We start from the raw sequence: 20,990 nt of genomic DNA, 5'->3' as shown, positions 1-20,990 counted from the left end.
ATAGCGACCATACTGCTTGTTGCTTTTGAAGCGTTCCCCTCTGTTTTGCACAGCCCCTCAAAACAAAAAAAAGAGATCGACTCATGAAGTACGAACCTTTGACCAAAACGCTGATTGCGACGTCACTGGCACTGAGCTGCCTCATGGCCCACGCCGCCTCGGTGGCACCGGTTGCCGCCGAAAACGGCATGGTGGTCACCGCCCAACACCTGGCTTCCCACGTCGGCGTCGATGTGTTGAAAAATGGCGGCAACGCGGTGGATGCCGCGGTTGCCGTGGGGTATGCGCTGGCGGTGGTGTACCCCGCGGCGGGCAACCTCGGTGGTGGCGGTTTCATGACCATTCAACTGGCGGACGGGCGCAAGACGTTCCTCGATTTCCGCGAAAAGGCCCCGCTGGCGGCCACCGCCAACATGTACCTGGACAAGGACGGCAACGTCGTCCCGGACCTCAGCACCCGTGGTCATCTCGCCGTGGCCGTGCCGGGCACCGTGTCGGGTATGGAGCTGGCGCTGAGCAAGTACGGTACCAAGCCGCGCAAGGACATGATCGCGCCAGCGATCAAACTGGCTGAAGACGGTTTCGAACTGGAGCAGGGCGACGTCGATCTGCTGGATTACGCCACCGATGTGTTCAAGAAAGACATGCGCGATTCTGGGTCGATCTTCCTGCACAACGGCGAGCCGATGCAGGTCGGGCAGAAACTGGTGCAGAAGGATCTGGCGAAAACCCTGCGCACCATTTCCGAAAAAGGCGCCGACGGTTTTTATAAAGGCTGGGTGGCCGACGCCATCGTCACCTCCAGCCAGGCCAACAAGGGCATCATCACCCAGGCCGACCTCGACAAATACAAGACCCGCGAACTGGCCCCGGTGGAGTGCGATTACCGTGGCTACCACGTGGTCTCGGCGCCACCACCGAGTTCCGGTGGCGTGGTGATCTGTCAGATCATGAACATCCTCGAAGGTTATCCGATGAAGGATCTGGGCTTCCATTCGGCCCAGGGCATGCACTACCAGATCGAAGCGATGCGCCACGCCTATGTCGACCGCAACAGCTATCTGGGCGACCCGGATTTCGTCAAGAATCCGATCGAACACCTGCTGGACAAGAACTACGCGACCAAACTGCGCAACGCGATCCAGCCGCAGAAGGCCGGCATCTCCGCCGAGCTGAAACCTGGCGTCGCGCCGCATGAAGGCAACAACACCACGCACTATTCGATCGTCGACAAGTGGGGCAACGCGGTGTCGGTGACCTACACCCTCAACGACTGGTTCGGTGCCGGCGTGATGGCGAGCAAGACCGGGGTGATCCTCAACGACGAGATGGACGACTTCACCTCCAAGGTCGGCGTGCCGAACATGTACGGTCTGGTGCAGGGCGAGGCCAACGCCATCGCTCCAGGCAAAGCGCCGCTGTCATCGATGAGCCCGACCATCGTCACCAAGGACGGTAAAGTGGTGATGGTGGTCGGCACGCCAGGTGGCAGCCGGATCATCACCGCCACCTTGCTGACCATGCTCAACGTCATCGACTACGGCATGGGCCTGCAGGAAGCGGTCGACGCGCCGCGCTTCCACCAGCAATGGATGCCGGAAGAAACCAACCTCGAAGACTTCGCCGCCAGCCCCGATACGAAGAAGATCCTCGAGAGCTGGGGCCACAAGTTTGCCGGGCCGCAGGACGCCAACCACATCGCGGCGATCCTGGTCGGCGCGCCGTCGCTGGGCGGTAAGCCGGTAGGCAAAAACCGCTTCTACGGTGCCAACGATCCACGGCGCAATACCGGGTTGTCACTGGGCTACTGAGAGGCGTAAAAAAGGGGGCGGGCTCAGCTCCGCCCCTGTCTCAAGGATCGATCAAGGAAGGCCCATCATGTCTAGCGCATTACTGATCATCGACGTCCAACAGGCTCTCTGCTCGGGCCAATACCAGTGCTTCGACATCCATCGTGTCATCGACTCCATCAACCAACTCAGCACGCGCGCGCGCAAGGCCGGCGTGCCGGTGGTGCTGATTCAGCATGAAGAAAAGGACAGCCCGCTGGCCCATGGTGCCGAAGGCTGGCAACTGGCCGAAGGCCTGCTGACTGAAGCAAAAGATCTGCGTGTACGCAAAACCACCCCGGATTCGTTCTACCAGACCGACCTGAGCAAACTGCTGCCCAGCGAAGACTTCGAGCGCCTGATCATCTGCGGTCTGCAAACCGACTACTGCGTCAACGCCACCGTACGCAAGGCCCATGAACTGGGTTACGACGTGGTGCTCGCTGCTGACGCCCATTCCACCGTCGACAACGGCAACATCAGCGCCGAAGACATCATCGCCGAACATAACAAGGACCTGGCGCACCTGACTGGCGCTACAGCCCGGGTTGACGTCGAACCCGCCGCCGAGATCATTTTCTAAAGTCAGCGGAATACCCCTGTAGGCGCGAGCCTGCTCGCGAAGGCGGTCTGTCTGTAACCCAAGTGTTGGCTGACACGACGTCTTCGCGAGCAAGCTCGCTCCCACAGTGGCTCGATGCATCCAGCCTGGCCTCTGCAGGCGCGAGCCTGCTCGCGAAGGCGGCAGCACAGACAACACTTCACTGGCATAATGCCGCCGCCCCGAAGAATGGAATCTGTCGATGTTGTCTTTCAAACTCCGCCACGCTGTTCTGCTGGCGTCCCTGATGTTTATGCCAGCTGTACACGCCAGCAGTTTCGATTGCGCCAGCGCTGCCAGTCCGGCGGAAAAAACCATTTGCTCTGATCCCTATATCTCGAACCTTGATGAAAAACTGGGCTCGCAGTGGCGTGCTACGTTGCCAAAAGTTGTGGATTCGAAAGCCTTGAAGGTCGATCAACGAGGCTGGCTAAAGCAACGCAATCAATGTGCTGCGGATGTTGCTTGTCTACGCCGGCAATACCTGATGCGCCTCAAGGCACTTGAGTTCATGACCAGCCCCTTCAATTGGGACGCGACCTGGCAGCTCATTCCGTGGGGCGTTTCATCGGCGGTTGAGGTTAAAACCAGGCGCATCGACGCCACTCATATCGCTTTTGATATTTCAGGAGTGGCTGGCGCCAACTCCGGCGACATGGAGGGTGTCGCCACCATCGAGGGCAGCGAAGCACACTACGCCCAAGACAACTGTTCGTTGAAATTCAGCGCATTCAACGGACTGTTGGACATTGCACAAGAGGGTGCAGACCCTACTTGCGGTGGGGGTATGGGGATTTATTACGGTGGGCGCTACGTGGCGTCGGAACAGTCACTGTCGATTGATTACGACCTGCTCAGTCTGGGGGTGGCGCGGACCGAGCAGGAAAACCAACTGTTGCACGCTCTGCTCAAAGACGATTATCAGACGTTATTGCAAAACAGTGGAGCGATGGTGACCGGCGAGGCGTCCCGTGATGTGCCGGAGGCTCAGGTCGATGAGTTCTGGTTACGCGGGCTGGCCAACACCAATGCGGGCGTTCTGATGCGAGCGCCGGACGCGCGGGTATGGCTCGTATTGTTGGTGTTCGATGAGCAGCGCAAATTGCGTGCCCGCTATTACACCAACGTACCGAAATGGAAAAAGCGTGTGCCCGAAGCATTACTTGCCTGGCACAAGCGAATAGCGGACGGCGAGACTTTGCCGCTGGACTTCATGCCCTGACTCTTTGCGGCGAATTACTCGGCGAGGCATCGACGGGGCTGCGCCAGCAACCGCTCGATCTGCGCCAGCTCCCAGGTACTCAGCAGGTTGACCGGATTGGTGCCGTAACGTTGCCATGTCTCCAGGTTACCTTCGCGGCCATCCGGGGCTCGGGCGCGTTCACAGTGGTGCAGGCGTCCGCCCTCGAAGTCCAGCCGCAACCGCCAGCCTTCGACCTCGACCGAAACCAGGCCTGTATCGCCCGGTTCCTCGACAGGTCGCAGGGACAGCACGCCCAGCGCCGCATCGCGCAGGCACTGGCAAACTTCACGGGCGGTGAGCACGCAGGACATTTTCAACTCAAGTGACAGAACACAGCGTGCCAGCATAGAGCGCAGGCGCCGCGCTGTCAGCGACACTGGCCCGATTCCTAACTATTCCGTAACATCCGCAACCCTCTTTTCCTCCCGCGAACACCCTCGGCCATGCTCTCAGGCCGTTTAGTCAGGTAAGCCATGAAACCACAACGTCTGCGCGCCGATGTCCTGGCCGGACTCACCACCTCGTTTGCCCTGTTGCCCGAATGCATTGCGTTTGCGCTGGTGGCCCACCTCAATCCGCTGATGGGCCTGTACGGCGCCTTCATCATTTGCACGTTGACCGCGTTGTTCGGCGGCCGGCCGGGCATGGTCTCCGGGGCGGCGGGTTCGATGGCGGTGGTGATCGTCGCGCTGGTGGTGCAGCACGGCGTGCAATACCTGCTGGCGACGGTGTTGCTGGGCGGCTTGATCATGATGGCGTTCGGCTTGTTGCGCCTGGGCAAACTGGTGCGCATGGTGCCGCATCCGGTGATGCTCGGCTTCGTCAACGGCCTGGCGATCATCATTGCACTGGCGCAACTGGAGCACTTCAAGAGCGGCGAACACTGGCTCAGCGGCACGCCGTTGTACCTGATGACCGGGCTGGTGTTGCTGACCATGGCCATCGTCTACATCCTGCCGCGCCTGACCCGCGCGGTGCCGCCGGCCCTGGTAGCGATCCTCGGCGTGGGGCTGCTGGTCTACCTGTTCGGCCTGCCGACCCGCACCCTTGGCGACATGGCGCACATCGCTGGCGGTCTACCGAGCTTCGCGCTGCCGGACATCCCGTGGAATCTGGAAACCCTGCGCATCATCGCCCCCTACGCGATTCTGATGGCGCTGGTCGGTCTGCTGGAAACCCTGCTGACCCTCAACCTCACCGACGAAATCACTGAAACCCGTGGCTACCCGGATCGCGAATGCGTAGCGCTGGGCGCGGCGAACATGGTCTCCGGTGCGTTCGGGGGCATGGGCGGTTGCGCGATGATCGGCCAGACCGTGATCAACCTCAGCTCTGGCGGGCGTGGGCGCTGGTCCGGGGTGGTGGCGGGCGTGCTGATTCTGTTGTTCATCCTGTTCCTGTCACCGCTGATCGAGCGGATTCCGCTGGCGGCGCTGGTGGGCGTGATGTTCGTGGTCTCGCAGCAGACCTTCGCCTGGGCCTCGTTGCGGGTATTGAACAAAGTGCCGCTCAACGATGTGCTGGTGATCATCGCGGTGACCACCATCACCGTGTTCACCGATCTGGCCACCGCCGTACTGTGCGGGATCATCATCGCCGCGCTGAACTTCGCCTGGCAGCAGGCTCGCGAGTTGTACGCCGATGAGCATCTGGAAGCCGACGGCAGCAAACTCTACCGCCTGCACGGCACGCTGTTTTTCGCCTCGACCACGCCGTTCCTCAACCAGTTCGACCCGGCCAATGACCCGACCAAGGTGACGCTGGATTGCCGGCATCTGAGCTTTGTCGATTACTCGGCGATTGCCGCGTTGAAGACTTTGCGCGAGCGTTACGAGAAAGCCGGGAAGGAGTTGCAGGTGTTTCATCTGTCCGAGCGCTGCAAGAAGCTGTTGAAACGCGCCGGCGTGGAACATCACTGATCAATAGTGGGAGCGAGCCCGCTCGCGAAGGCGTTCTGTCATTCAACCCTGAAGTTGACTGAACCAACACTTTCGCGAGCGGGCTCGCTCCACATTCTTTCTGGTTTCAGGCAGCAGGCGGGAAGTCGATATCGGTCAGCGCCGCGTTGTTCAGGTAGTTGGTCAGCGTCTGCACCGCCACCAGAGCAATCACTTCAATGAGCTTGCTGTCATCAATACCGGCAGCACGGGCGGCGGCGATCTGCTCGTCGCTCAGGTGGCCGCGGCTTTGCGTCAACTGCTGGGCGAGGGCGGCGTAGGCGTTGAGTTCACCTTGACGCGCCGCGCCGATGTCCTGCGCCGAGAGTCCCGCCTTGCTGGCAAACAGGCTGTGCGCCGCCAGGCAATAATCGCAGCCGTTGACCTGTGACGTGGCGAGATACACCGCTTCTTTTTCCTTGGCGCTCAGCGACGTCTTGCCCAGGATCGTCGAGGCCTGCACGTAGGTTTCCAGGGCCACCGGAGCTTTGGCCAGGGTGGTGAAGAGATTGGGCAGGAAGCCGATTTTCTTCTTGACCCCTTCGAGAATCGGGCGGGTGGTATCAGTGGCGTGTTCAAGGTGGGTAGCGTGAATGCGGCTCATGATGACTCTCCAGAAGTCCGGTGCGAAGTGCGCCGGGGATGGAGGCCATGTTATTGAGCGCGACTGGTGCTTTGGCGGCAAATCGTCGAGGATATGCGACAGATCGTCCAAATCTGTTGATGGAGTCTTCCATGGATCGCCTCTCCACGTTGCTCAGCCATTTCGGCGTGAACGCCGGTACCTTTCACAGCGGCACGTTTTGCGGCGTCGGTATGCACGAGGACGAACCGGTCGGGCATGTGCATCTGTTGCAGGCCGGCGAGTTGCTGCTCAAACCGGGCACTGAACGCGAGATCCGCGTCAATGAACCCTCACTGATTTTCTTCCCCAGACCCTTCACACACCGTATGGCAGCCGACGAGGCCATGGGCGCGCAACTGGTCTGCGCCACGCTGACGTTTGACGGTGGTTCGGGCAATGCCCTGGCGGCCGCGTTGCCGGATTATCTGGTGCTCAAACTCACGGATGTGCCGGAGTTGGGCAACACCCTGGAGTGGCTGTTCAGAGAGGCCTTTGACGGTCATTGCGGACGCGTGGCGGTGATGGATCGTCTGTTCGAACTGCTGGTGATCCTGCTGTTGCGGCACCTGATCAGCAGCCGTGTTCAGCAACCGGGCATGATGGCCGGGCTGGCCGACCCGCGCTTGTCCCGCGCCTTGACCCTGATGCATGAGCAACCGGCCAAACCCTGGCGCGTGGCGGATCTGGCGACTGCCGCCAACCAGTCTCGCGCGGGATTCGCCGAGCAGTTTCGCCGCGTTGTCGGGCAGTCGCCGGCCGATTATCTGGTGAGCTGGCGCATCAGTCTGGCGCAGAAGCGTCTGCGTGAGGGCCGGCCGATCGCGCTGATCGCTGAAGAGGTCGGTTATGAAAGTCCTTCGGCACTGGCCCGGGCTTTTCGTCGCAAGACCGGACTCAGCCCTCGGGAATGGAAGGGCGGTGTCTGAACGTCAGCGGGCGAATTTCTTTGCGCCGGCCACACAGAGAATCACCCCCAGCGTCACCGCCAGCATGCCGACACTGACCTGTTCGTGCAGCAACGTCGCGGCCAGCGCCAGGCCGAAAAACGGTTGCAGCAATTGCAGCTGTCCGACGGCGGCAATCCCGCCCTGAGCCAGGCCGCGGTACCAGAACACGAAGCCGATCAGCATGCTGAACAACGACACGTAGCCCAGGCATATCCAGGCCGAAACGCTGATGGTGCGCAATGACGCGGGCGCCAGCCAGAGACTGGTCAGCGCCATCAGCGGCAAGGACAGTACCAGCGCCCAGCAGATCACCTGCCAGCCACCGAGGGTGCGCGACAGTTTCGCGCCTTCGGCATACCCCAGGCCGCAGGCCAGAATTGCCCCCAGCATCAGCAAGTCACCGGTAGGCGAGGCGGTCAGCCCCTGGGACAGGGCGAAGCCAACCACCAGCGCGCTGCCCAGCATCGAGAAGATCCAGAATACCGGGCGCGGTCTTTCGCCGCCGCGCAAGACAGCGAAAATCGCCGTGGCCAGCGGCAGTAATCCTACAAACACAATCGAATGCGCTGACGTCACGTGTTGCAGTGCCAACGCCGTCAGCAACGGAAAGCCCAGCACCACGCCCAGTGCGACGATCACCAGCGACAGCCACTGATTGCGCGCCGGACGTCGTTCGCGAAACAGCCACAACAGGCACACCGCACACAGCCCGGCGATGGCTGCGCGCAACACCGTGAGAAACACCGGATCGAACTCCAGCACCGCCAGCCGCGTGGCCGGCAGTGAGCCGCTGAAGATCACCACGCCGATAAAACCATTGATCCAGCCGCTGGTTTTTTCCAGAGCCGGGTTCATCCGGTTCGAAGTCTGTTCCATACAAGGTCGCGCTCAAAAGGTGGGGTTGCTTTCGAGCAATCCTGGGGCCGAGAATCAGGACAATCAAATAATTGTCATGGATACATCCGGCATGCCGCGCTCCCGCTACAAGACCCTCGTTGACGCCTATGCCGCGGACATTCGCTCGGGGCGCCTGGCGCCCGGAACGCGCCTGCCAACCCACCGTGAACTGGCGGCCCGGGAAGGATTGGCGCTGGTCACCGCGTCGCGGGTGTACGCCGAGCTCGAGGCGATGGGGCTGGTCAGCGGTGAAACCGGGCGCGGGACGTTTGTGCGCGAAACCTCATTGTCGCCGGGGCAGGGCATCGATCAGAAAGACGTCGCGGTGGGCATGATCGACCTCAATTTCAATTACCCGTCGCTGCCCGGTCAGGCCGATCTGTTACGCAGCGCATTGCGCCAACTGGCGCTGTCGGGGGATCTGGAAGCCTTGCTGCGTTATCAACCCCACGCCGGGCGCCAGCATGAGCGCGCCTCGATTGCGCGGCATTTGCACGACCGCGGAGTGCAGGTGGATGCCGGGCAAATACTGATCGTCAATGGTGCCCAGCAAGGGTTGGCGGTGACGCTGATGGCCTTGCTCAAACCCGGCGATGTGATTGCGGCGGATGCGCTGACCTATTCCGGCTTCAAGGTGCTGGCCGAAGCCCTGCATCTGGAAGTGGTGGCGATCCCGCTTGGTGATCACGGGCCGGATCTTGTGGCGCTGGACAAACTTTGCCGCAGCCGTTCGGTGCGTGCCGTGTACAGCATGCCGACGCTGCACAATCCGTTGGGTTGGGTGACGCCGATTGAACAGCGCGAGCAATTGGTCGCACTCGCCCGGCGGCATGATCTGACGATCATCGAAGACGCGGCCTACGCCTTTCTGGTGGAAAACCCACCACGTACCCTGGTCGACCTGGCGCCGGAGCGCACGGTGTATGTGTCGGGACTCTCGAAGAACATCGCCACTGGCCTGCGCGTTGGTTTCATTGCGGCGCCACTGCACACGGTGCCCGCGTTGGAGCGAATCATCCGCGCCACCACCTGGAACACCCCCGGCGTAATGACCGCGATGGCTTGCGGTTGGCTCGACGATGGCACCGTCACCCTGCTGGAACAACAAAAGCGCTACGACGCCAGGGCCCGCCAAGCGCTGGCCGCCGAGTTGCTGCAGGGGCTGACCTGCATCGGCCATCCGTCCTCATATTTCCTGTGGTTGCCGCTGCCGGAAGACGTGCGCGCGGATCAGATTGTGGTCGAGTTGATGCATGAGCAGATTTCGGTCACCACCGCCGAACCGTTTGCGGTGTCGGCGCATGTGCCGCATGCCATCCGGCTGGCGTTGGGGTCAGTGCAAATGGAGGTGTTGCGGCAGGCGTTGATCACCGTCAGGAAGGTTATCGGCGCTTACCTGTAAAAGACACCTCCTGTGAAAACACGCCTGCGGCGAGGGCGCTTGCCCCCTCTGCGGTGAGCTCGCTGCGCAGGCCAGCGGGGGCAAGCGCTCTCGCCACAAAATGTTAGCCTTGGCTCAACTGCACCACACCGTTCTGGATCGCCCGATGAATAACACCGTTTCATTTCTTCTTGCCCTGACCGCCACCGCCATGCTGTTCAGCTCAACCACCCGCGCCGCCGGCGACCCCGCTGCTGGCGAAAAGATCTTCCCGCGCCTGTGCGGCGGTTGCCACCAGGTAGGCCCGGACGCGCGCCCGGGGTTCGGCCCGCCACTCAACGGCATCATCGGCCGGGCGGCCGGGACCTCGGCCAATTATGTGTATTCCGATGCGATGAAAAACTCTGGCGTGACCTGGGATCGCTCCACGCTGACCGCGTATCTGAAAGACCCCAAAGGCGTGGTGCCGGGCACGCGGATGATTTTCTGGGGGCTGAGCGATGAGGAGAAAATTGATAATTTGCTGGCGTATCTGCAGCAGTATTCCCATTAAAGTTTTGGCTCGGCCTGGACGACGGACCACGGCATGAAACGTATCGAGCTGATACTAATGAGCCACCATCTCCGGTAGAGTGTGCGCCGCCCGAGAGATGGATCCCGGGCTACTACCTATGGAGTTTGTAGTGAAATATCTGAGCAAAGTAGTCGCCGCCGCACTGTTCGGTGTGGTTCTGGCAGGTTGCACCGGCACCCCGATGAACACCAAACAATATGACAGCAGCCAATACACCGTGCTTGGCCACAGCGAAGCGACCGCCACCGGCCTGATGCTGTTCGGCGTGATCCCGATCCGGCAGAACAGCCGCTTCGTGCGTGCCCAGACCGCGGCCATCAACGCCAAGGGCGGCGATGCCATGATCAACACTCAAGTTCAGGAAAACTGGTTCTGGGCATGGGTTCTGAGCGGCTACACCACCAAGATTTCCGGTGATGTGATCAAGCTGAAAACCGCTCAGTAAGCAGTGGTTGAACGCAAAAGCCCGGCTGATCAGGCCGGGCTTTTTTATTGGACTGCACTGGGGGAGTCGATTCAGGCGACGCGACGCTCGATCAGACGATCCGCACCACCTTCGGCCACTCGGCGTTCCATCAGACGATCAGAGCCACCTTCAGCAACGCGGCGTTCCATCAGACGATCCGAACCGCCTTCAGCCACTCGGCGTTCCATCAGACGATCAGAGCCACCTTCAGCCACACGGCGCTCCAGCAAACGATCCGAGCCACCTTCGGCCACACGGCGCTCCAGCAAACGATCAGAACCACCTTCAGCCAAACGGCTTTCAATCAACTTGTCCGAGCCGCCTTCAGCGACCAGGGTGTGAGCGGGTGTTGCTGCAAAAGCGTTAACTGCAAGAACCGAGAAAGCGATGCCGAGGATGGTTTGGCGTTTCATGATCGTGTGCTCCGGGGTGTAGTGGGTTTGTCTGGAGCCGATGTTACGCCGCGGATTTTTTATGAGAACTTCATTGGCGTGATGGTGACTATCGACGCCAGCAATGTGTGCCGCAACCCTTGGTTCAGGCGCCTGCAGCCCGAATACACAGCTCTCCGGTGGCACGGGTCAGGGCCAGATCGTGCAGGGCATCGTGGGTCAGACCCTGGCGCGCCTTGGCCAGCCAGGCCGGACAGTCGGGGTCGCGCCGATAGGGCACGAAGTCGGCGTACTGCTGCAGCAGGCGGCTTTGCAACTCGTCCAGCTGCGGGCGAATCTGTTTCGCCAGATCCGGTCGCGGCGTGTCCGGTGCACGACCTGCCGCCTGCCATTGCGCCAGCAGTCCGTACTGCACCAGTTTGTTGGCCTCCATTTGCGCGGCGATCAACTGGGCCACGTCTTCGGGATCGAGCTTGCGCTCGCTGGCCAGCGTCCGGGCATTGGCGATGACTTGCGCCTCGCGCGGGCTGTCCTGAATCGGCTTGCCGCTGTCCCATTTGGTCAGGGCCACGAGGTCGCCGATGTTCAGGCGTTCGTTCAGGGTGGTCAGCAAAGGACGCAACGTTTCGGCGGGCGCAGGAGCCTCGGCGGCGTGAGCCATGTGGCTGAAAAGAACCAGCAGGGAACAAGTCAGAGTATTTCGCAAAGGGGTCATGGGCAGGCGCGATCCACGGATAAGAGTGTCGCCATTTAAGCCTTGAGTGGACTCGATGTCGACCGACTTTAACCCGGCTATCTAGCGTAATATCCCTCGCATCTCCCACCCCGAGACGGATCCTCAATGCAAACCCCCACCGCCACCAAACCGCTGTGGCAAACCTACCTGCTGTTCCTCGCGCCGATGGTGCTGTCCAACTTTCTGCAATCGATGTCCGGCACGGTCAACAGCATCTACATCGGGCAGATGCTCGGTACGCAGGCGTTGGCGGCGGTGTCGGGGATGTTTCCGGTGATCTTTTTCTTTATCGCGCTGGTGATCGGGTTGGGGGCGGGCGCGGGGGTGTTGATCGGTCAGGCGTGGGGGGCGCGCGAGGCGCACATGGTCAAGGCGATTGCCGGAGCGACCTTGCTGTTGGGCGTGTTGATCGGCCTGGCGGCGGCGGTGCTCGGCAGCGTGTTTGCGCGCCAGGCGTTGCAGGGCTTGGGGACGCCGGCGGATGTGCTGGACGATGCGGTGGCGTATGCGCATGTGATGATGTGGATTCTGCCGTCGATGCTGGTGTTTGTGTTGTTCACGCAATTGCTGCGCGGGGTCAGCGACACCGTGTCGCCACTGTTGGCGTTGATGGTGTCGACGTGCGTCGGGCTGGCGCTGACGCCGGCGTTGATTCGCGGCTGGTTCGGTTTGCCGCAGTTGGGGATTCAGAGTGCGGCGTTCGCCGGGCTGGCGGGCAACCTGTCGGCGATGGCGTGGCTGGCGTGGCGGCTGATTCGCAAGCAGCATCCGCTGGCGCCGGATCGCGAGTTCTTCGCCGCGCTGCGGCTGGACGGTGCGATTCTCGGCAAGGTGCTGCGCATCGGCCTGCCGACCGGGGTGCAGATGATCGTGTTGTCACTCTCGGAACTGGTGATTCTGGCGCTGGTCAACCGGCACGGCTCGCAGGCCACGGCGGCGTATGGCGCGGTGACGCAGATCGTCAACTACGTGCAGTTCCCGGCGCTGTCGATTGCGATCACCGCGTCGATCCTTGGCGCCCAGGCCATCGGTGCCGGGCGCCTGGAACGCCTGGCGCCGATCCTGCGCACCGGGCTGTTGATCAACGTCTGCCTCACCGGCGGTTTGATTGTGCTCGGTTATCTGTTGTCGCACTGGCTGCTGGGCCTGTTCCTGACCGAAGATTCGACCCGGGCGATGGCGGAGCACTTGTTGCACATCATGCTCTGGAGTCTGTTGGTGTTCGGCTTCCAGGCAATCATCGGCGGCATCATGCGCGCCAGCGGCACGGTGCTGGTGCCGGTGGCGATCGCGATTATCTGTGTGGTTGGCGTGCAACTGCCGGCGGCTTACTGGCTGGATGGGCAGTACGGTTTGCAAGGCGTGTGGATGGCGTTTCCGGTGGCGTATCTGGGCATGCTGGTGCTGCAGACCCTGTATTACAAACTGGTCTGGCAGCATCAGAAGATCGAGCGTCTGGTTTGAAGAGGGCGAAGCAGGGCGGCCTGATGCACGTCGACGGTAAAATGACATGGCGTAACCGCGGGTTGTTTGCTTAAGTCAGTCGAGGCCTCGAAGGTTTGCCCTGTCCGGAGGATCCCATGCGTGCCCGATTCACCGCTGCGGCACTGTTTGCCTGCCTGTGCGTCATGAGTGCCGCGCAGGCCGCTGAATACACCCGCGTCAACACCACTGCCAGCCAGATCAGTTTCACCTACAACCAGATGGGCGCGCTGATGTACGGCACCTTCGGCAAGTTCGACGCGACGTTGCAGTTCGACAGCGATAACCTCGCCGGCGCCCACACTACGTTGCACATCGACCTCAACAGCATCGATGCCGGCAGCACCGACGCCAACACCGAGCTGGTGAAACCGGCGTGGTTCGACACCCAGCGCTTTCCCGTGGCGGTGTTCGAGTCCAGCCGGTTTACCCGGGTGATCGACAATCACTATCTGATCGCCGGCCAGCTCACCCTCAAAGGCATTACCCGCGAGGTGCAGGTGCAGGTGCCGGTCGAGCTGAAACCGGGCAGCGCGATCGGCATTTTCGACGGCGAACTGGTGCTCAAGCGTGATCAGTTCGGACTCGGTGCGGGGGAGTGGGCGGACACCGTGGTGTCGAATGACATCGCGATCAAGTTCAAGGTGGTGGCGCCACAGCAGTGACGCCAGTCGGGTGGGTCAGTAGGGGTGGGTCAGTAGGCCCGCCAGTGTCCCGGCACCCAGCGCCATTCATGGCCGCCCCAGCGGTAATGCCCGGCGACCCAGTGATAGCCCGGCGCAGGCATGACCGGTACGACTTCCACCGGTGGCGGTGGCCGATGCGGCCGGACCGGCTCGACGATGCAGCCGGACAGGGTGATGGCCACCAATGAGGCGGCGAGCAAGGTTTTAATGCTTCTGGACATGGGCTGTTCCTGATAGATGAGGTGTACAGGTTGAAGGGAATTCAGCGCACCCAGTGCCCTTCAACCCAGAACCAGTTCGGCCCGCGCGCCTGCCAGTGCCCCGGCCGCCAATGCGCACCGTAGCGCACCGGTTGCCAGTGGCCGGGCAGCCACACGTAACCGCGTCCTTCCCAGCGCCAGTGGCCCTGATCCCAGGCATAACCGGGACGCGGCCCGGGCATCACTTCCATGCGCATTGGCGGTGGAGCTTGCTGAATGATCACCACCTGCTGGGCGAACACCGGCGCACTGGCCAGCGCCGCCAGCGCCATCGGCACCAGCAACAGGCTTTTGCGCCATTTGAACAGTGAACGCAAAACGTTCATGACAACTCCTCAAGGTCTGCGTGCAAAAGACAGCGCAGTTGAAGAATTGGACGCCAAATCGGCAAAAGATCCGGTCTGCGGAGGATGAAATTTTCTTCAGGGATGACCAGGTGTCTGGCGGGCTCGCCGAGCGCTAGGGCGCTTTCAGTTCACGGGTCAGTTCGGCCAGGAATGTGCGGACATCCGCTTCGTTGAGTTCGGCATTGATGCGTGTGCAATCACTTTCCGAAATCGGTGCGTGTGTCAGCCTGATCATCAGAGAAATGAGTCGGTAGTCTTGCTTGTTACCCAGTCCGGCATGGTTCTTGATGATCGAGGCGAGATCGTCGACTTTGCTCCGCTCTGCGGCGTGCTGCGCATCTTTGAGCGTGTCGAACAGGGCATGGATGTAAACATCGAACGTTCGGTAATTCTCGCCGGCATAGACGTCATCAGGGCTCTGGAATAAAGCGAAGAGATGCCCATAGGCTTCGGGGTAGGCATGAGGCGCTTCAAGCGGTCCGTAGACATGTGCATAGCTATCGCCCAGCGCATGGATCAGGAAGCCGGTTTTCCAGTCCGACGTGGTGCCGGTCGCATACGAGGCAGCTACCAGTCTTTGCAGGCTGGATCGTCTGGCAGCGACGGCCTGGCTGTCGCCGCCATGCAACGAATGCAGCGAATTGACGATCTGGTGCCGCCAGGTTCGGTCGTAGAAGGTATTTTTGATCGAGACCGGAATCGCGTTGTAAGTGTTTATCGCGTCCGGCGCCTGAGAAAAACAAGTCAGTCTGTCGGCTCTGCTGCGTTCGACACCGGCCAGTTCGGCGATATAAGAAACGGTGTAGAAGTGTCCGCCCATTTGATAAAGCGGGATCAGATGAGCAGGAACCGCGAAGTGCTTCCGCAGAATCTCTGCTGTTGGGACATCCATGTGTGGCGCATTAAACGTAGGGCTGTCGGCAGCGGAGCAGATAGGCGCGACAAGGAACAGCAAGGCTGCCAACGAAAATCGAGGTCGTGTTTTCACTTCATGCTCCGAGCATCCTGATTGGCGCCACCCTGTGATAGCGGGAGCGGCCGTATCCCTCTCATCATGTTTGTAGTTCGCAATCTGCAAACACGCCAACGCGATACGGCATCAAAGGACGCACAGAGCATCAATAAAACCGGTCTTGCTCTTTCATGGCCTGAATCTGCCAGAACGTGCGGCCGGAGATCAGCAGGCACAGCAGCCCGAGCAGGAAGCCGCCGGTCATGATGTAGAAACCGGGACGATAGGTGTGAAGCTCGCTGGCCAGGGTGCTCTTGTCCGGTAGCCAGCGCGATACCAGCAGCGGCACCGGGCCGCCGATGTCGTATTGGGTGTGCTCGGCGTAACGCTCGTCCTGGTACTGGCCTTGGTGAATCTGGCCTTGAGTGTCGCTGTAGCGATAATGAATGATCATGCCGTTGTCGTTCATCATGATTTCTTCCAGCTCCGTGACGATGCCGCTGGTTTCTACGCCGTTGAAACTCAGTGCGCCATACAGAATGCCCTGCTGTCGCGCCATGCCGGCCAGCAGCAACACGACGCAGCAGGCGACGGTCATCATGACGATACGGTTGTAGAGGTGATCTCTTGCAGCTTCGCGGGGATAGAACATGACCTGATCCTTGGTAATGGCAGACGCCGGACGCCGCTGCATCGGCGCTGGAACCGGGAACTTTAGGCCCCGGTCGGGCCGGGCACGGTATGATGTCGCGGTTCGCCGGCAGCCCGACCGTCGGCAACATGTCTTTACCGCCGGAGTTCACCCGCCATGCCACGCATCACCCACTACACATCCCCATGCCCTGAAAGCGTCAACAGCCAGATTCTGCAACTGGTGGTCGATTACCTGACCGACATCAGCGCGGTCGGCCTCGGTCCGAGCAACCTGCTGTACAACGTCTATCAGTACGCGGTCGGCTATGAGGTGCATCTGTATCTGGAAGCGCTGAACGGCGAGAAGGGCACTGAGGTGGAATTGCTGGTTGCGACGGCCGAAGATGATCCGGAGCGAGTCATCGGTTTCCTTTTGTACCTGCCGGTGCAGGGCGATTGGGAGGCGTGCAGCGTCGCCTACATGGCCGTGCGTGAGGGGTATCGGCGACAAGGCGTGGCGCGGGCGATGATTGACGAGATGGTCACACGTTATCCGCATGCCGAACTGACCTGCAGTGTCGGCAAGGTGCCGTACTTCGAGGCGCTGGGCTTTGAGGTGATCGGCGCGCGCGAGACTCAGGTGCTGATGAGCACCCGGCATTACCGCAGCAACGGCTTGCGCGGCTTTATCGACACCACGCCGATCTACCGCTCGCTGGAGGTGCAGCAGATTCATACCTACCTGCTGCAGAAAAACGGCAAGCGCGCGATGCTCGATGCCGAGAAACAGCGTGACCGGCATCTGGATCAGACCACCCGTCACGTCGAGGCATTTGTCCGCCAGCGCCTGACGCTGCACTGATCGTTCGTCTGCCGCCAAAGCCCTTGTTGCGAGTTCCGCAGCAAGGGCTTTTTTGTGGCTATGAATTCAAGCCAGTTTCACGTTCATGGTGATCTGTGCCGTGAACACGTGTTTGCCTTCGGTATCGTGAATATCCACGGTGACGATCTTGTCGCCCTCGGTTTGCCAATCCACACCTTCGCCGCTGGCAACGGCCGTCACGTCGCTCTTGGCCTTGGCCAGGTATTGCACGGTCATGCCTTTGGGGATCCAGCGTGCACCGGTCGGGATCGACACGTCGGTCATCATCCCGCCTGCGAGTTCAGCGGCATTGCACAGGGCAATCGCATGCACCGTGCCGAGGTGGTTGGTGATTTCGCGACAGAACGGCACTTGCACCGTTGCGGTATTGGCGCGCAGTTCGGATACCAGCGGGTTTATGGTGCTGAAGTACGGCGCAACCTGGCACGCCATCTGGCTGAATGCCTGGGGACCGGCGCTGTTGAACATGCTGAGAAACTGACTCATGGCGAAGCCTCATCGGGTGGTTTGCAGAATGATGTTCCGTTACAGAATAATATTCTGTAACGGAACGGTATTCTGTCTGCGGGAAATCTGTCAACCTGTGTCTGTTTTGATCAAGGGCACGAGGTGCCTTTTCCCATCCCATTTCAGCCTGTGAGCAGCATGGACACCGCCGATCTACTGGAACGCAGCTACCCCGGCCGCCGCGCCGAACTCAAGCGCGATATCTTTCGCAAGGCCCTGAGCCTGTTCAACGAACAGGGGATCGAAGCCACCACCATCGACATGATCCGCGCCGAGTGCGACACCAGCGTCGGCGCGATCTATCACCATTTCGGTAACAAGGAAGGGTTGGTGGCGGCATTGTTTTTCACCGCCCTGGAAGATCAGGCGCGCTTGCGTGACGCCTATCTGGACGCGGCGCAGACCACCGAGGAGGGCGTGCAGGCGCTGGTGTTCAGTTATGTCGACTGGGTCGAGCGTCAGCCGGAGTGGGCGCGGTTCCAGTACCACGCCCGGTTTGCCGTGACCAAGGGGCCGTTCAAGGACGAGCTGGCCGAGCGCAACAAGACACGTAATCTGCGTTTGCGCGACTGGCTGGCGGAATCCGGACGGGCTGCCGAACTCAAGGCATTGCCCGCCGAACTGCTGCCGTCGCTGATCATCGGCCAGGCCGACAGTTATTGCCGGGCGTGGTTGGCCGGGCGCGTGAAGGGGAGCCCGATGGCCTATCGCGAGTTGCTGGCGCAGGCGGCATGGCGCTCGATCCGTGGCGATGACGGCCCGGACAGCTGATTCGTGCAGACAAAAAAAGAGCCTCAAAGCTCTTTGATGGGGAGGAAGTAGAGCCCGTGAGGCTCAAGGTGCGCGTGAAACAAGGCGTGGGCTTGATTGGGGTTCAGAACACCCGCGCCTACGCAACGCTGGAAAAGCCAAGTCGCTGCGTAACTCCATCCTAGGAGTGCGCCGGGGTGGGCTCAAGTACCGTCAGTCGCACGGGCGGCGGCGCGTTCGACCATTGCAACGATGGTTGCGAACAACTCGTCGCTGGCCTCTGCAGCGCTGATTTCGCCATTGGCGGCGGCATGCGACAGCGCTTCGGCCGAACCGAGCATGGCGCGCAATCCGGCCTGGGTGATCTGCCCGCCGTTGGCATAGGGCGCCAGGTCACTGCGGCATTTTTCGAGGAAGATCGCCTCATAGTCACGCTTGATCCTCTCCAGCTCCGGGCTGCTTGCCAGCGCGGCAATCACCCCCGGAATCTCGTTGCCCTGCAGTAACACGCAATCGACATACGCCGAGGCAATCACCCGCGCGGTACCGGTCAATGTCGCCTCGGCATTGCTGATGGCCGCGTCCATCACCGCCGTCTGGCGAGTATCGAAATCCCGGTACAGCGCTGCGAGCAGGCCCGAGCGGGTGACGAAGTGGTCATAGACCACCGGTTTGGTCACGCCAGCCTGTTCTGCGAGATAGCCGAGGGTCAGGGCATCGGTGCCTTCGGCGCGGATGATCTGCCAGGCGACGTCGAGCAACTGACGGTTGCGGTCTTCGCGCGACAGGCGACGGCGCGGTTGGGCAGGGGAATCGGCTTCGGTCATTTCAGTGGTTGACATCGTTAATATACCAAACGTAACTTACTGTTCGTAACTTACCAAGAGTATATAGCCCTTGGTCAGGCAAACTTACAGGAGAATTCCCATGCATGCATTGATAGTTGTGGCGCATCACGAGCCTCGTTCGCTGACGCACAGCGTGGCGGCGCAGATTGCCGAGGGGCTGACCCGGGCTGATCCCGCCAATACCTGGGAAATCGCTGATTTGTACGCGGAAGGTTTCCAGCCGGTTTTCGCCGCGGCAGATTTCGCCGTGCATCACCGGGAAGCGCTACCGCCCGCCGATGTGCAGGCCGAGCACGCGCGGATCGACCGGGCCGACGCGCTGGTGCTGGTGTTTCCGGTGTACTGGTGGTCGATGCCGGCGCTGCTCAAGGGCTGGATCGACCGGGTATTCAGCAATGGCTGGGCATTTGATTTCGCTGGCGATCTCAAGCATGTGAAGAAACTGCAGCGCATGCGCGTGCATCTGGTTGGCCTAGCCGGTGCTGAAGAACGCGCCTACGAGCGCCACGGTTATGGCCCGGCGATGAAGGCGCAGATCGAGCACGGGATTTTCGATTACAGCGGGGCGACGGTGGTGAGTTCGACGCTGATGGTGGAATCGGAGATGCGTGATCCGCAGGAGCATTTGCAGACGGCGTATCACCTCGGCAGCCAGATGTTCAGCTGAAACATTGCAGGAGCTGCGGCGCGCTGCGATCTTTTGATTTTTAGAAGCAAGATCAAAAGATCGCAGCGTGCCGCAGCTCCTACAGGGTTTTGTGGTGTCAGCGGGCGCCGGGCCTGCCGGCCTTGGCGAGGGCCGCGAGCAAGGTGTCCTTGTCCAGTCCCGGTACCGAGTGGCCGTTGCCTGCGGTGCTGTCGCTGGCGAGCAGGGCGTTGATGATCGCTTCTTCTACCGCTTCGGTGGCAGCGAGGAACAGTTCGCTGATGTGGTCGTTGTTGACCATGCGCAAACCGTCGCAGGTGGGCGCCCCTTTGCCTTCGTATGCGGCCGGCGGGACGTGATCGTTACCGGTGGCGAAGGCGATGAAGATGTCACCGCTGTGGTCTTCGTTGCCGCCGCCGCTGCGCGCCAGGCCGAGGCTGGCCCGTTGCGCCAGACGCGTGCACTGGTGCGGCAGCAACGGCGCGTCGGTGGCCAGGCAGACCACGATCGAGCCCATCCCCGGGTGCGGCAGCGCCGCACGCAGGAACGGCGAATCCACCTGTTCCATGTAACGCCCCACCGGATAACCGTCGACCCGCAACTCGCTGCGAATCCCGTGGTTGGCCTGAACAATCGCGCCCACCGTCCAGCCCCCCTGTGCGCTGTTCAACCGGCGCGAAGCGCTGCCGATCCCGCCCTTGAACTCATGGCAGATCATGCCGCTGCCACCGCCTACTGCGCCTTCTTCGACGGCACCGTCCTGTGCGGAATCCAGCGCCTCGGCGACATGCTCGGGCTTGACGTGAAAACCATTGATGTCGTTGAGCAGACCATCGAACGTCTCCAGCACCACCGGCATGTTCCAGTAGAGGCGCCCGTCGTCCGGTTGCTGCTGACGATCCAGAGCGATCAACGCATCGCGCACCACGCCGAGGCTGTGGGTGTTGGTGAAGGCGATCGGACTGGTCAGCAGCCCGGCCTCGCGAATCCACTCAAGGCCGGTGGCATCGCCATTGCCATTGAGCACATGCACCCCGGCGAAACACGGTTGCTGGTTGGTCGAGCCGCGACGCGGTTCGATCACGGTGACGCCGGTGCAGATGTCGCGCCCGCCCGCGCTGCGCCCGCGCACATTACTGTGGCCGACGCGCACGCCGGGGACGTCGGTGATGGCGTTGAGCGGACCGGGTTGCAGCTGGCCGATGCGGATATTGAGGTCACGGGCACGGGGTTTCATCGATTGTCTCTCTATAAGGATCTGAAGGGTTCACGCCCTCTGTAGGAGTGAGCCTGCTCGCGATAGCGTCTCTGGATTCAACATCGCGAGGACTGACTTGCCGCGTCGCGAGCAGGCTCACTCCTACAGGG

Annotated in this window: 25 protein-coding genes; 13 read left to right on the top strand and 12 right to left on the bottom strand. The window is 61.2% G+C overall.

The window, feature by feature from the left end:
- The first annotated feature begins 83 nt into the window (after positions 1–83).
- The 3 genes from ggt (at position 84) to KKQ10_RS09290 (ending at position 3,652) form a co-directional block, all read left to right on the top strand.
- Entirely contained in the window at positions 84–1,811 is a 1,728-nt protein-coding gene (gene ggt, locus KKQ10_RS09300; RefSeq protein ID WP_215500915.1) for a gamma-glutamyltransferase, read from the top strand.
- A gap of 67 nt (positions 1,812–1,878) precedes the next feature.
- Positions 1,879–2,412, top strand: a complete 534-nt coding sequence (locus KKQ10_RS09295; RefSeq protein WP_215500914.1) for a cysteine hydrolase family protein — start codon at positions 1,879–1,881, stop codon at positions 2,410–2,412.
- 220 nt (positions 2,413–2,632) lie between these two features.
- A complete protein-coding gene (locus tag KKQ10_RS09290) occupies positions 2,633–3,652 on the top strand; it encodes a lysozyme inhibitor LprI family protein (protein ID WP_215500913.1) in 1,020 nt (339 codons plus the stop codon).
- Positions 3,653–3,666: 14 nt separating this feature from the next.
- Here the strand turns inward: KKQ10_RS09290 and KKQ10_RS09285 are convergent, their stop codons facing one another.
- Positions 3,667–3,984 (bottom strand): DUF7693 family protein, encoded by a 318-nt coding sequence (locus KKQ10_RS09285; protein ID WP_215501096.1) that lies wholly within the window; start codon positions 3,982–3,984, stop codon positions 3,667–3,669.
- Positions 3,985–4,146: 162 nt separating this feature from the next.
- Here KKQ10_RS09285 and KKQ10_RS09280 point away from each other — a divergent pair, with 162 nt between their 5' ends.
- A complete protein-coding gene (locus KKQ10_RS09280) occupies positions 4,147–5,592 on the top strand; it encodes a SulP family inorganic anion transporter (RefSeq protein WP_215500912.1) in 1,446 nt (481 codons plus the stop codon).
- A gap of 106 nt (positions 5,593–5,698) precedes the next feature.
- Here the strand turns inward: KKQ10_RS09280 and KKQ10_RS09275 are convergent, their stop codons facing one another.
- Positions 5,699–6,214: a carboxymuconolactone decarboxylase family protein gene (locus tag KKQ10_RS09275; protein WP_215500911.1), complete on the bottom strand. Its 516-nt coding sequence runs from the start codon at positions 6,212–6,214 to the stop codon at positions 5,699–5,701.
- A gap of 131 nt (positions 6,215–6,345) precedes the next feature.
- Here KKQ10_RS09275 and KKQ10_RS09270 point away from each other — a divergent pair, with 131 nt between their 5' ends.
- On the top strand, positions 6,346–7,161 hold the full coding sequence (locus tag KKQ10_RS09270) for an AraC family transcriptional regulator (protein ID WP_215500910.1): 816 nt from the start codon (positions 6,346–6,348) through the stop codon (positions 7,159–7,161).
- A 3-nt stretch (positions 7,162–7,164) separates the two neighbouring features.
- On the opposite strand, the gene KKQ10_RS09265 is transcribed toward KKQ10_RS09270, so the two are convergent.
- The gene (locus KKQ10_RS09265) at positions 7,165–8,058 is read right to left on the bottom strand and encodes a DMT family transporter (protein WP_215500909.1); all 894 of its coding nucleotides are present in this window, start codon (positions 8,056–8,058) and stop codon (positions 7,165–7,167) included.
- A gap of 91 nt (positions 8,059–8,149) precedes the next feature.
- Here KKQ10_RS09265 and KKQ10_RS09260 point away from each other — a divergent pair, with 91 nt between their 5' ends.
- From KKQ10_RS09260 to KKQ10_RS09250, 3 genes are all read left to right on the top strand, one after another.
- Positions 8,150–9,481: an aminotransferase-like domain-containing protein gene (locus KKQ10_RS09260; protein ID WP_215500908.1), complete on the top strand. Its 1,332-nt coding sequence runs from the start codon at positions 8,150–8,152 to the stop codon at positions 9,479–9,481.
- 145 nt (positions 9,482–9,626) lie between these two features.
- On the top strand, positions 9,627–10,013 hold the full coding sequence (locus KKQ10_RS09255; protein ID WP_215500907.1) for a c-type cytochrome: 387 nt from the start codon (positions 9,627–9,629) through the stop codon (positions 10,011–10,013).
- Between the two features lie 130 nt (positions 10,014–10,143).
- A complete protein-coding gene (locus tag KKQ10_RS09250) occupies positions 10,144–10,479 on the top strand; it encodes a hypothetical protein (RefSeq protein ID WP_127650988.1) in 336 nt (111 codons plus the stop codon).
- A 71-nt stretch (positions 10,480–10,550) separates the two neighbouring features.
- On the opposite strand, the gene KKQ10_RS09245 is transcribed toward KKQ10_RS09250, so the two are convergent.
- Both KKQ10_RS09245 and KKQ10_RS09240 read right to left on the bottom strand, forming a co-directional pair.
- Positions 10,551–10,913, bottom strand: coding sequence for a hypothetical protein (locus KKQ10_RS09245; RefSeq protein ID WP_215500906.1), 363 nt, complete (start codon positions 10,911–10,913; stop codon positions 10,551–10,553).
- Between the two features lie 124 nt (positions 10,914–11,037).
- Positions 11,038–11,607, bottom strand: coding sequence for a chorismate mutase (locus KKQ10_RS09240; protein WP_215500905.1), 570 nt, complete (start codon positions 11,605–11,607; stop codon positions 11,038–11,040).
- A 126-nt stretch (positions 11,608–11,733) separates the two neighbouring features.
- On the opposite strand from KKQ10_RS09240, the gene KKQ10_RS09235 reads away from it, so the two are divergent.
- Both KKQ10_RS09235 and KKQ10_RS09230 read left to right on the top strand, forming a co-directional pair.
- Positions 11,734–13,092 (top strand): MATE family efflux transporter, encoded by a 1,359-nt coding sequence (locus KKQ10_RS09235; protein WP_215500904.1) that lies wholly within the window; start codon positions 11,734–11,736, stop codon positions 13,090–13,092.
- Positions 13,093–13,208: 116 nt separating this feature from the next.
- Positions 13,209–13,775: a YceI family protein gene (locus KKQ10_RS09230; protein ID WP_215500903.1), complete on the top strand. Its 567-nt coding sequence runs from the start codon at positions 13,209–13,211 to the stop codon at positions 13,773–13,775.
- Between the two features lie 29 nt (positions 13,776–13,804).
- On the opposite strand, the gene KKQ10_RS09225 is transcribed toward KKQ10_RS09230, so the two are convergent.
- The 4 genes from KKQ10_RS09225 to KKQ10_RS09210 all read right to left on the bottom strand — a co-directional run bounded on the left by KKQ10_RS09225 (position 13,805) and on the right by KKQ10_RS09210 (position 16,007).
- Complete coding sequence (locus KKQ10_RS09225; protein WP_127650983.1) at positions 13,805–14,017, bottom strand: YXWGXW repeat-containing protein; 213 nt, start codon at positions 14,015–14,017, stop codon at positions 13,805–13,807.
- Between the two features lie 41 nt (positions 14,018–14,058).
- Positions 14,059–14,382, bottom strand: a complete 324-nt coding sequence (locus KKQ10_RS09220; protein WP_215500902.1) for a YXWGXW repeat-containing protein — start codon at positions 14,380–14,382, stop codon at positions 14,059–14,061.
- 133 nt (positions 14,383–14,515) lie between these two features.
- Positions 14,516–15,391 carry a hypothetical protein gene (locus tag KKQ10_RS09215; protein ID WP_215500901.1) on the bottom strand — a complete coding sequence of 292 codons (876 nt, stop codon included), beginning with the start codon at positions 15,389–15,391 and terminating at the stop codon, positions 14,516–14,518.
- Between the two features lie 130 nt (positions 15,392–15,521).
- The gene (locus KKQ10_RS09210) at positions 15,522–16,007 is read right to left on the bottom strand and encodes a DUF3592 domain-containing protein (RefSeq protein WP_127650980.1); all 486 of its coding nucleotides are present in this window, start codon (positions 16,005–16,007) and stop codon (positions 15,522–15,524) included.
- Positions 16,008–16,163: 156 nt separating this feature from the next.
- Between KKQ10_RS09210 and KKQ10_RS09205 the strand changes: the two genes are divergently transcribed.
- Positions 16,164–16,850 (top strand): GNAT family N-acetyltransferase, encoded by a 687-nt coding sequence (locus KKQ10_RS09205; RefSeq protein WP_215500900.1) that lies wholly within the window; start codon positions 16,164–16,166, stop codon positions 16,848–16,850.
- 66 nt (positions 16,851–16,916) lie between these two features.
- Here the strand turns inward: KKQ10_RS09205 and KKQ10_RS09200 are convergent, their stop codons facing one another.
- A complete protein-coding gene (locus KKQ10_RS09200) occupies positions 16,917–17,357 on the bottom strand; it encodes a hotdog fold domain-containing protein (protein ID WP_127650978.1) in 441 nt (146 codons plus the stop codon).
- Between the two features lie 159 nt (positions 17,358–17,516).
- Between KKQ10_RS09200 and KKQ10_RS09195 the strand changes: the two genes are divergently transcribed.
- Positions 17,517–18,149 carry a TetR/AcrR family transcriptional regulator gene (locus KKQ10_RS09195; protein WP_127650977.1) on the top strand — a complete coding sequence of 211 codons (633 nt, stop codon included), beginning with the start codon at positions 17,517–17,519 and terminating at the stop codon, positions 18,147–18,149.
- A gap of 182 nt (positions 18,150–18,331) precedes the next feature.
- Here the strand turns inward: KKQ10_RS09195 and KKQ10_RS09190 are convergent, their stop codons facing one another.
- Entirely contained in the window at positions 18,332–18,970 is a 639-nt protein-coding gene (locus KKQ10_RS09190) for a TetR/AcrR family transcriptional regulator (RefSeq protein WP_215500899.1), read from the bottom strand.
- Between the two features lie 85 nt (positions 18,971–19,055).
- On the opposite strand from KKQ10_RS09190, the gene KKQ10_RS09185 reads away from it, so the two are divergent.
- Complete coding sequence (locus KKQ10_RS09185) at positions 19,056–19,643, top strand: NAD(P)H-dependent oxidoreductase (RefSeq protein WP_215500898.1); 588 nt, start codon at positions 19,056–19,058, stop codon at positions 19,641–19,643.
- Positions 19,644–19,740: 97 nt separating this feature from the next.
- On the opposite strand, the gene KKQ10_RS09180 is transcribed toward KKQ10_RS09185, so the two are convergent.
- Positions 19,741–20,859: a DmpA family aminopeptidase gene (locus KKQ10_RS09180; protein WP_215500897.1), complete on the bottom strand. Its 1,119-nt coding sequence runs from the start codon at positions 20,857–20,859 to the stop codon at positions 19,741–19,743.
- Positions 20,860–20,990: the final 131 nt, after the last annotated feature.

The organism is Pseudomonas sp. MG-9, assembly GCF_018729515.1.
Classification (GTDB): domain Bacteria; phylum Pseudomonadota; class Gammaproteobacteria; order Pseudomonadales; family Pseudomonadaceae; genus Aquipseudomonas; species Aquipseudomonas serboccidentalis.
The sequence above is the reverse complement of the archived record's forward strand: the minus strand, read 5'-3'. Positions and strand labels throughout refer to the sequence as shown.

Coding starts and splice junctions, on each gene's coding strand:
- ggt (WP_215500915.1), top strand. CDS start 84: ATGAAGTACGAACCTTTGACCAAAACGCTGATTGCGACGTCACTGGCA.
- KKQ10_RS09295 (WP_215500914.1), top strand. CDS start 1,879: ATGTCTAGCGCATTACTGATCATCGACGTCCAACAGGCTCTCTGCTCG.
- KKQ10_RS09290 (WP_215500913.1), top strand. CDS start 2,633: ATGTTGTCTTTCAAACTCCGCCACGCTGTTCTGCTGGCGTCCCTGATG.
- KKQ10_RS09285 (WP_215501096.1), bottom strand. CDS start 3,984: ATGTCCTGCGTGCTCACCGCCCGTGAAGTTTGCCAGTGCCTGCGCGAT.
- KKQ10_RS09280 (WP_215500912.1), top strand. CDS start 4,147: ATGAAACCACAACGTCTGCGCGCCGATGTCCTGGCCGGACTCACCACC.
- KKQ10_RS09275 (WP_215500911.1), bottom strand. CDS start 6,214: ATGAGCCGCATTCACGCTACCCACCTTGAACACGCCACTGATACCACC.
- KKQ10_RS09270 (WP_215500910.1), top strand. CDS start 6,346: ATGGATCGCCTCTCCACGTTGCTCAGCCATTTCGGCGTGAACGCCGGT.
- KKQ10_RS09265 (WP_215500909.1), bottom strand. CDS start 8,058: ATGGAACAGACTTCGAACCGGATGAACCCGGCTCTGGAAAAAACCAGC.
- KKQ10_RS09260 (WP_215500908.1), top strand. CDS start 8,150: ATGCCGCGCTCCCGCTACAAGACCCTCGTTGACGCCTATGCCGCGGAC.
- KKQ10_RS09255 (WP_215500907.1), top strand. CDS start 9,627: ATGAATAACACCGTTTCATTTCTTCTTGCCCTGACCGCCACCGCCATG.
- KKQ10_RS09245 (WP_215500906.1), bottom strand. CDS start 10,913: ATGAAACGCCAAACCATCCTCGGCATCGCTTTCTCGGTTCTTGCAGTT.
- KKQ10_RS09240 (WP_215500905.1), bottom strand. CDS start 11,607: ATGACCCCTTTGCGAAATACTCTGACTTGTTCCCTGCTGGTTCTTTTC.
- KKQ10_RS09235 (WP_215500904.1), top strand. CDS start 11,734: ATGCAAACCCCCACCGCCACCAAACCGCTGTGGCAAACCTACCTGCTG.
- KKQ10_RS09230 (WP_215500903.1), top strand. CDS start 13,209: ATGCGTGCCCGATTCACCGCTGCGGCACTGTTTGCCTGCCTGTGCGTC.
- KKQ10_RS09225 (WP_127650983.1), bottom strand. CDS start 14,017: ATGTCCAGAAGCATTAAAACCTTGCTCGCCGCCTCATTGGTGGCCATC.
- KKQ10_RS09220 (WP_215500902.1), bottom strand. CDS start 14,382: ATGAACGTTTTGCGTTCACTGTTCAAATGGCGCAAAAGCCTGTTGCTG.
- KKQ10_RS09210 (WP_127650980.1), bottom strand. CDS start 16,007: ATGTTCTATCCCCGCGAAGCTGCAAGAGATCACCTCTACAACCGTATC.
- KKQ10_RS09205 (WP_215500900.1), top strand. CDS start 16,164: ATGCCACGCATCACCCACTACACATCCCCATGCCCTGAAAGCGTCAAC.
- KKQ10_RS09200 (WP_127650978.1), bottom strand. CDS start 17,357: ATGAGTCAGTTTCTCAGCATGTTCAACAGCGCCGGTCCCCAGGCATTC.
- KKQ10_RS09195 (WP_127650977.1), top strand. CDS start 17,517: ATGGACACCGCCGATCTACTGGAACGCAGCTACCCCGGCCGCCGCGCC.
- KKQ10_RS09190 (WP_215500899.1), bottom strand. CDS start 18,970: ATGTCAACCACTGAAATGACCGAAGCCGATTCCCCTGCCCAACCGCGC.
- KKQ10_RS09185 (WP_215500898.1), top strand. CDS start 19,056: ATGCATGCATTGATAGTTGTGGCGCATCACGAGCCTCGTTCGCTGACG.
- KKQ10_RS09180 (WP_215500897.1), bottom strand. CDS start 20,859: ATGAAACCCCGTGCCCGTGACCTCAATATCCGCATCGGCCAGCTGCAA.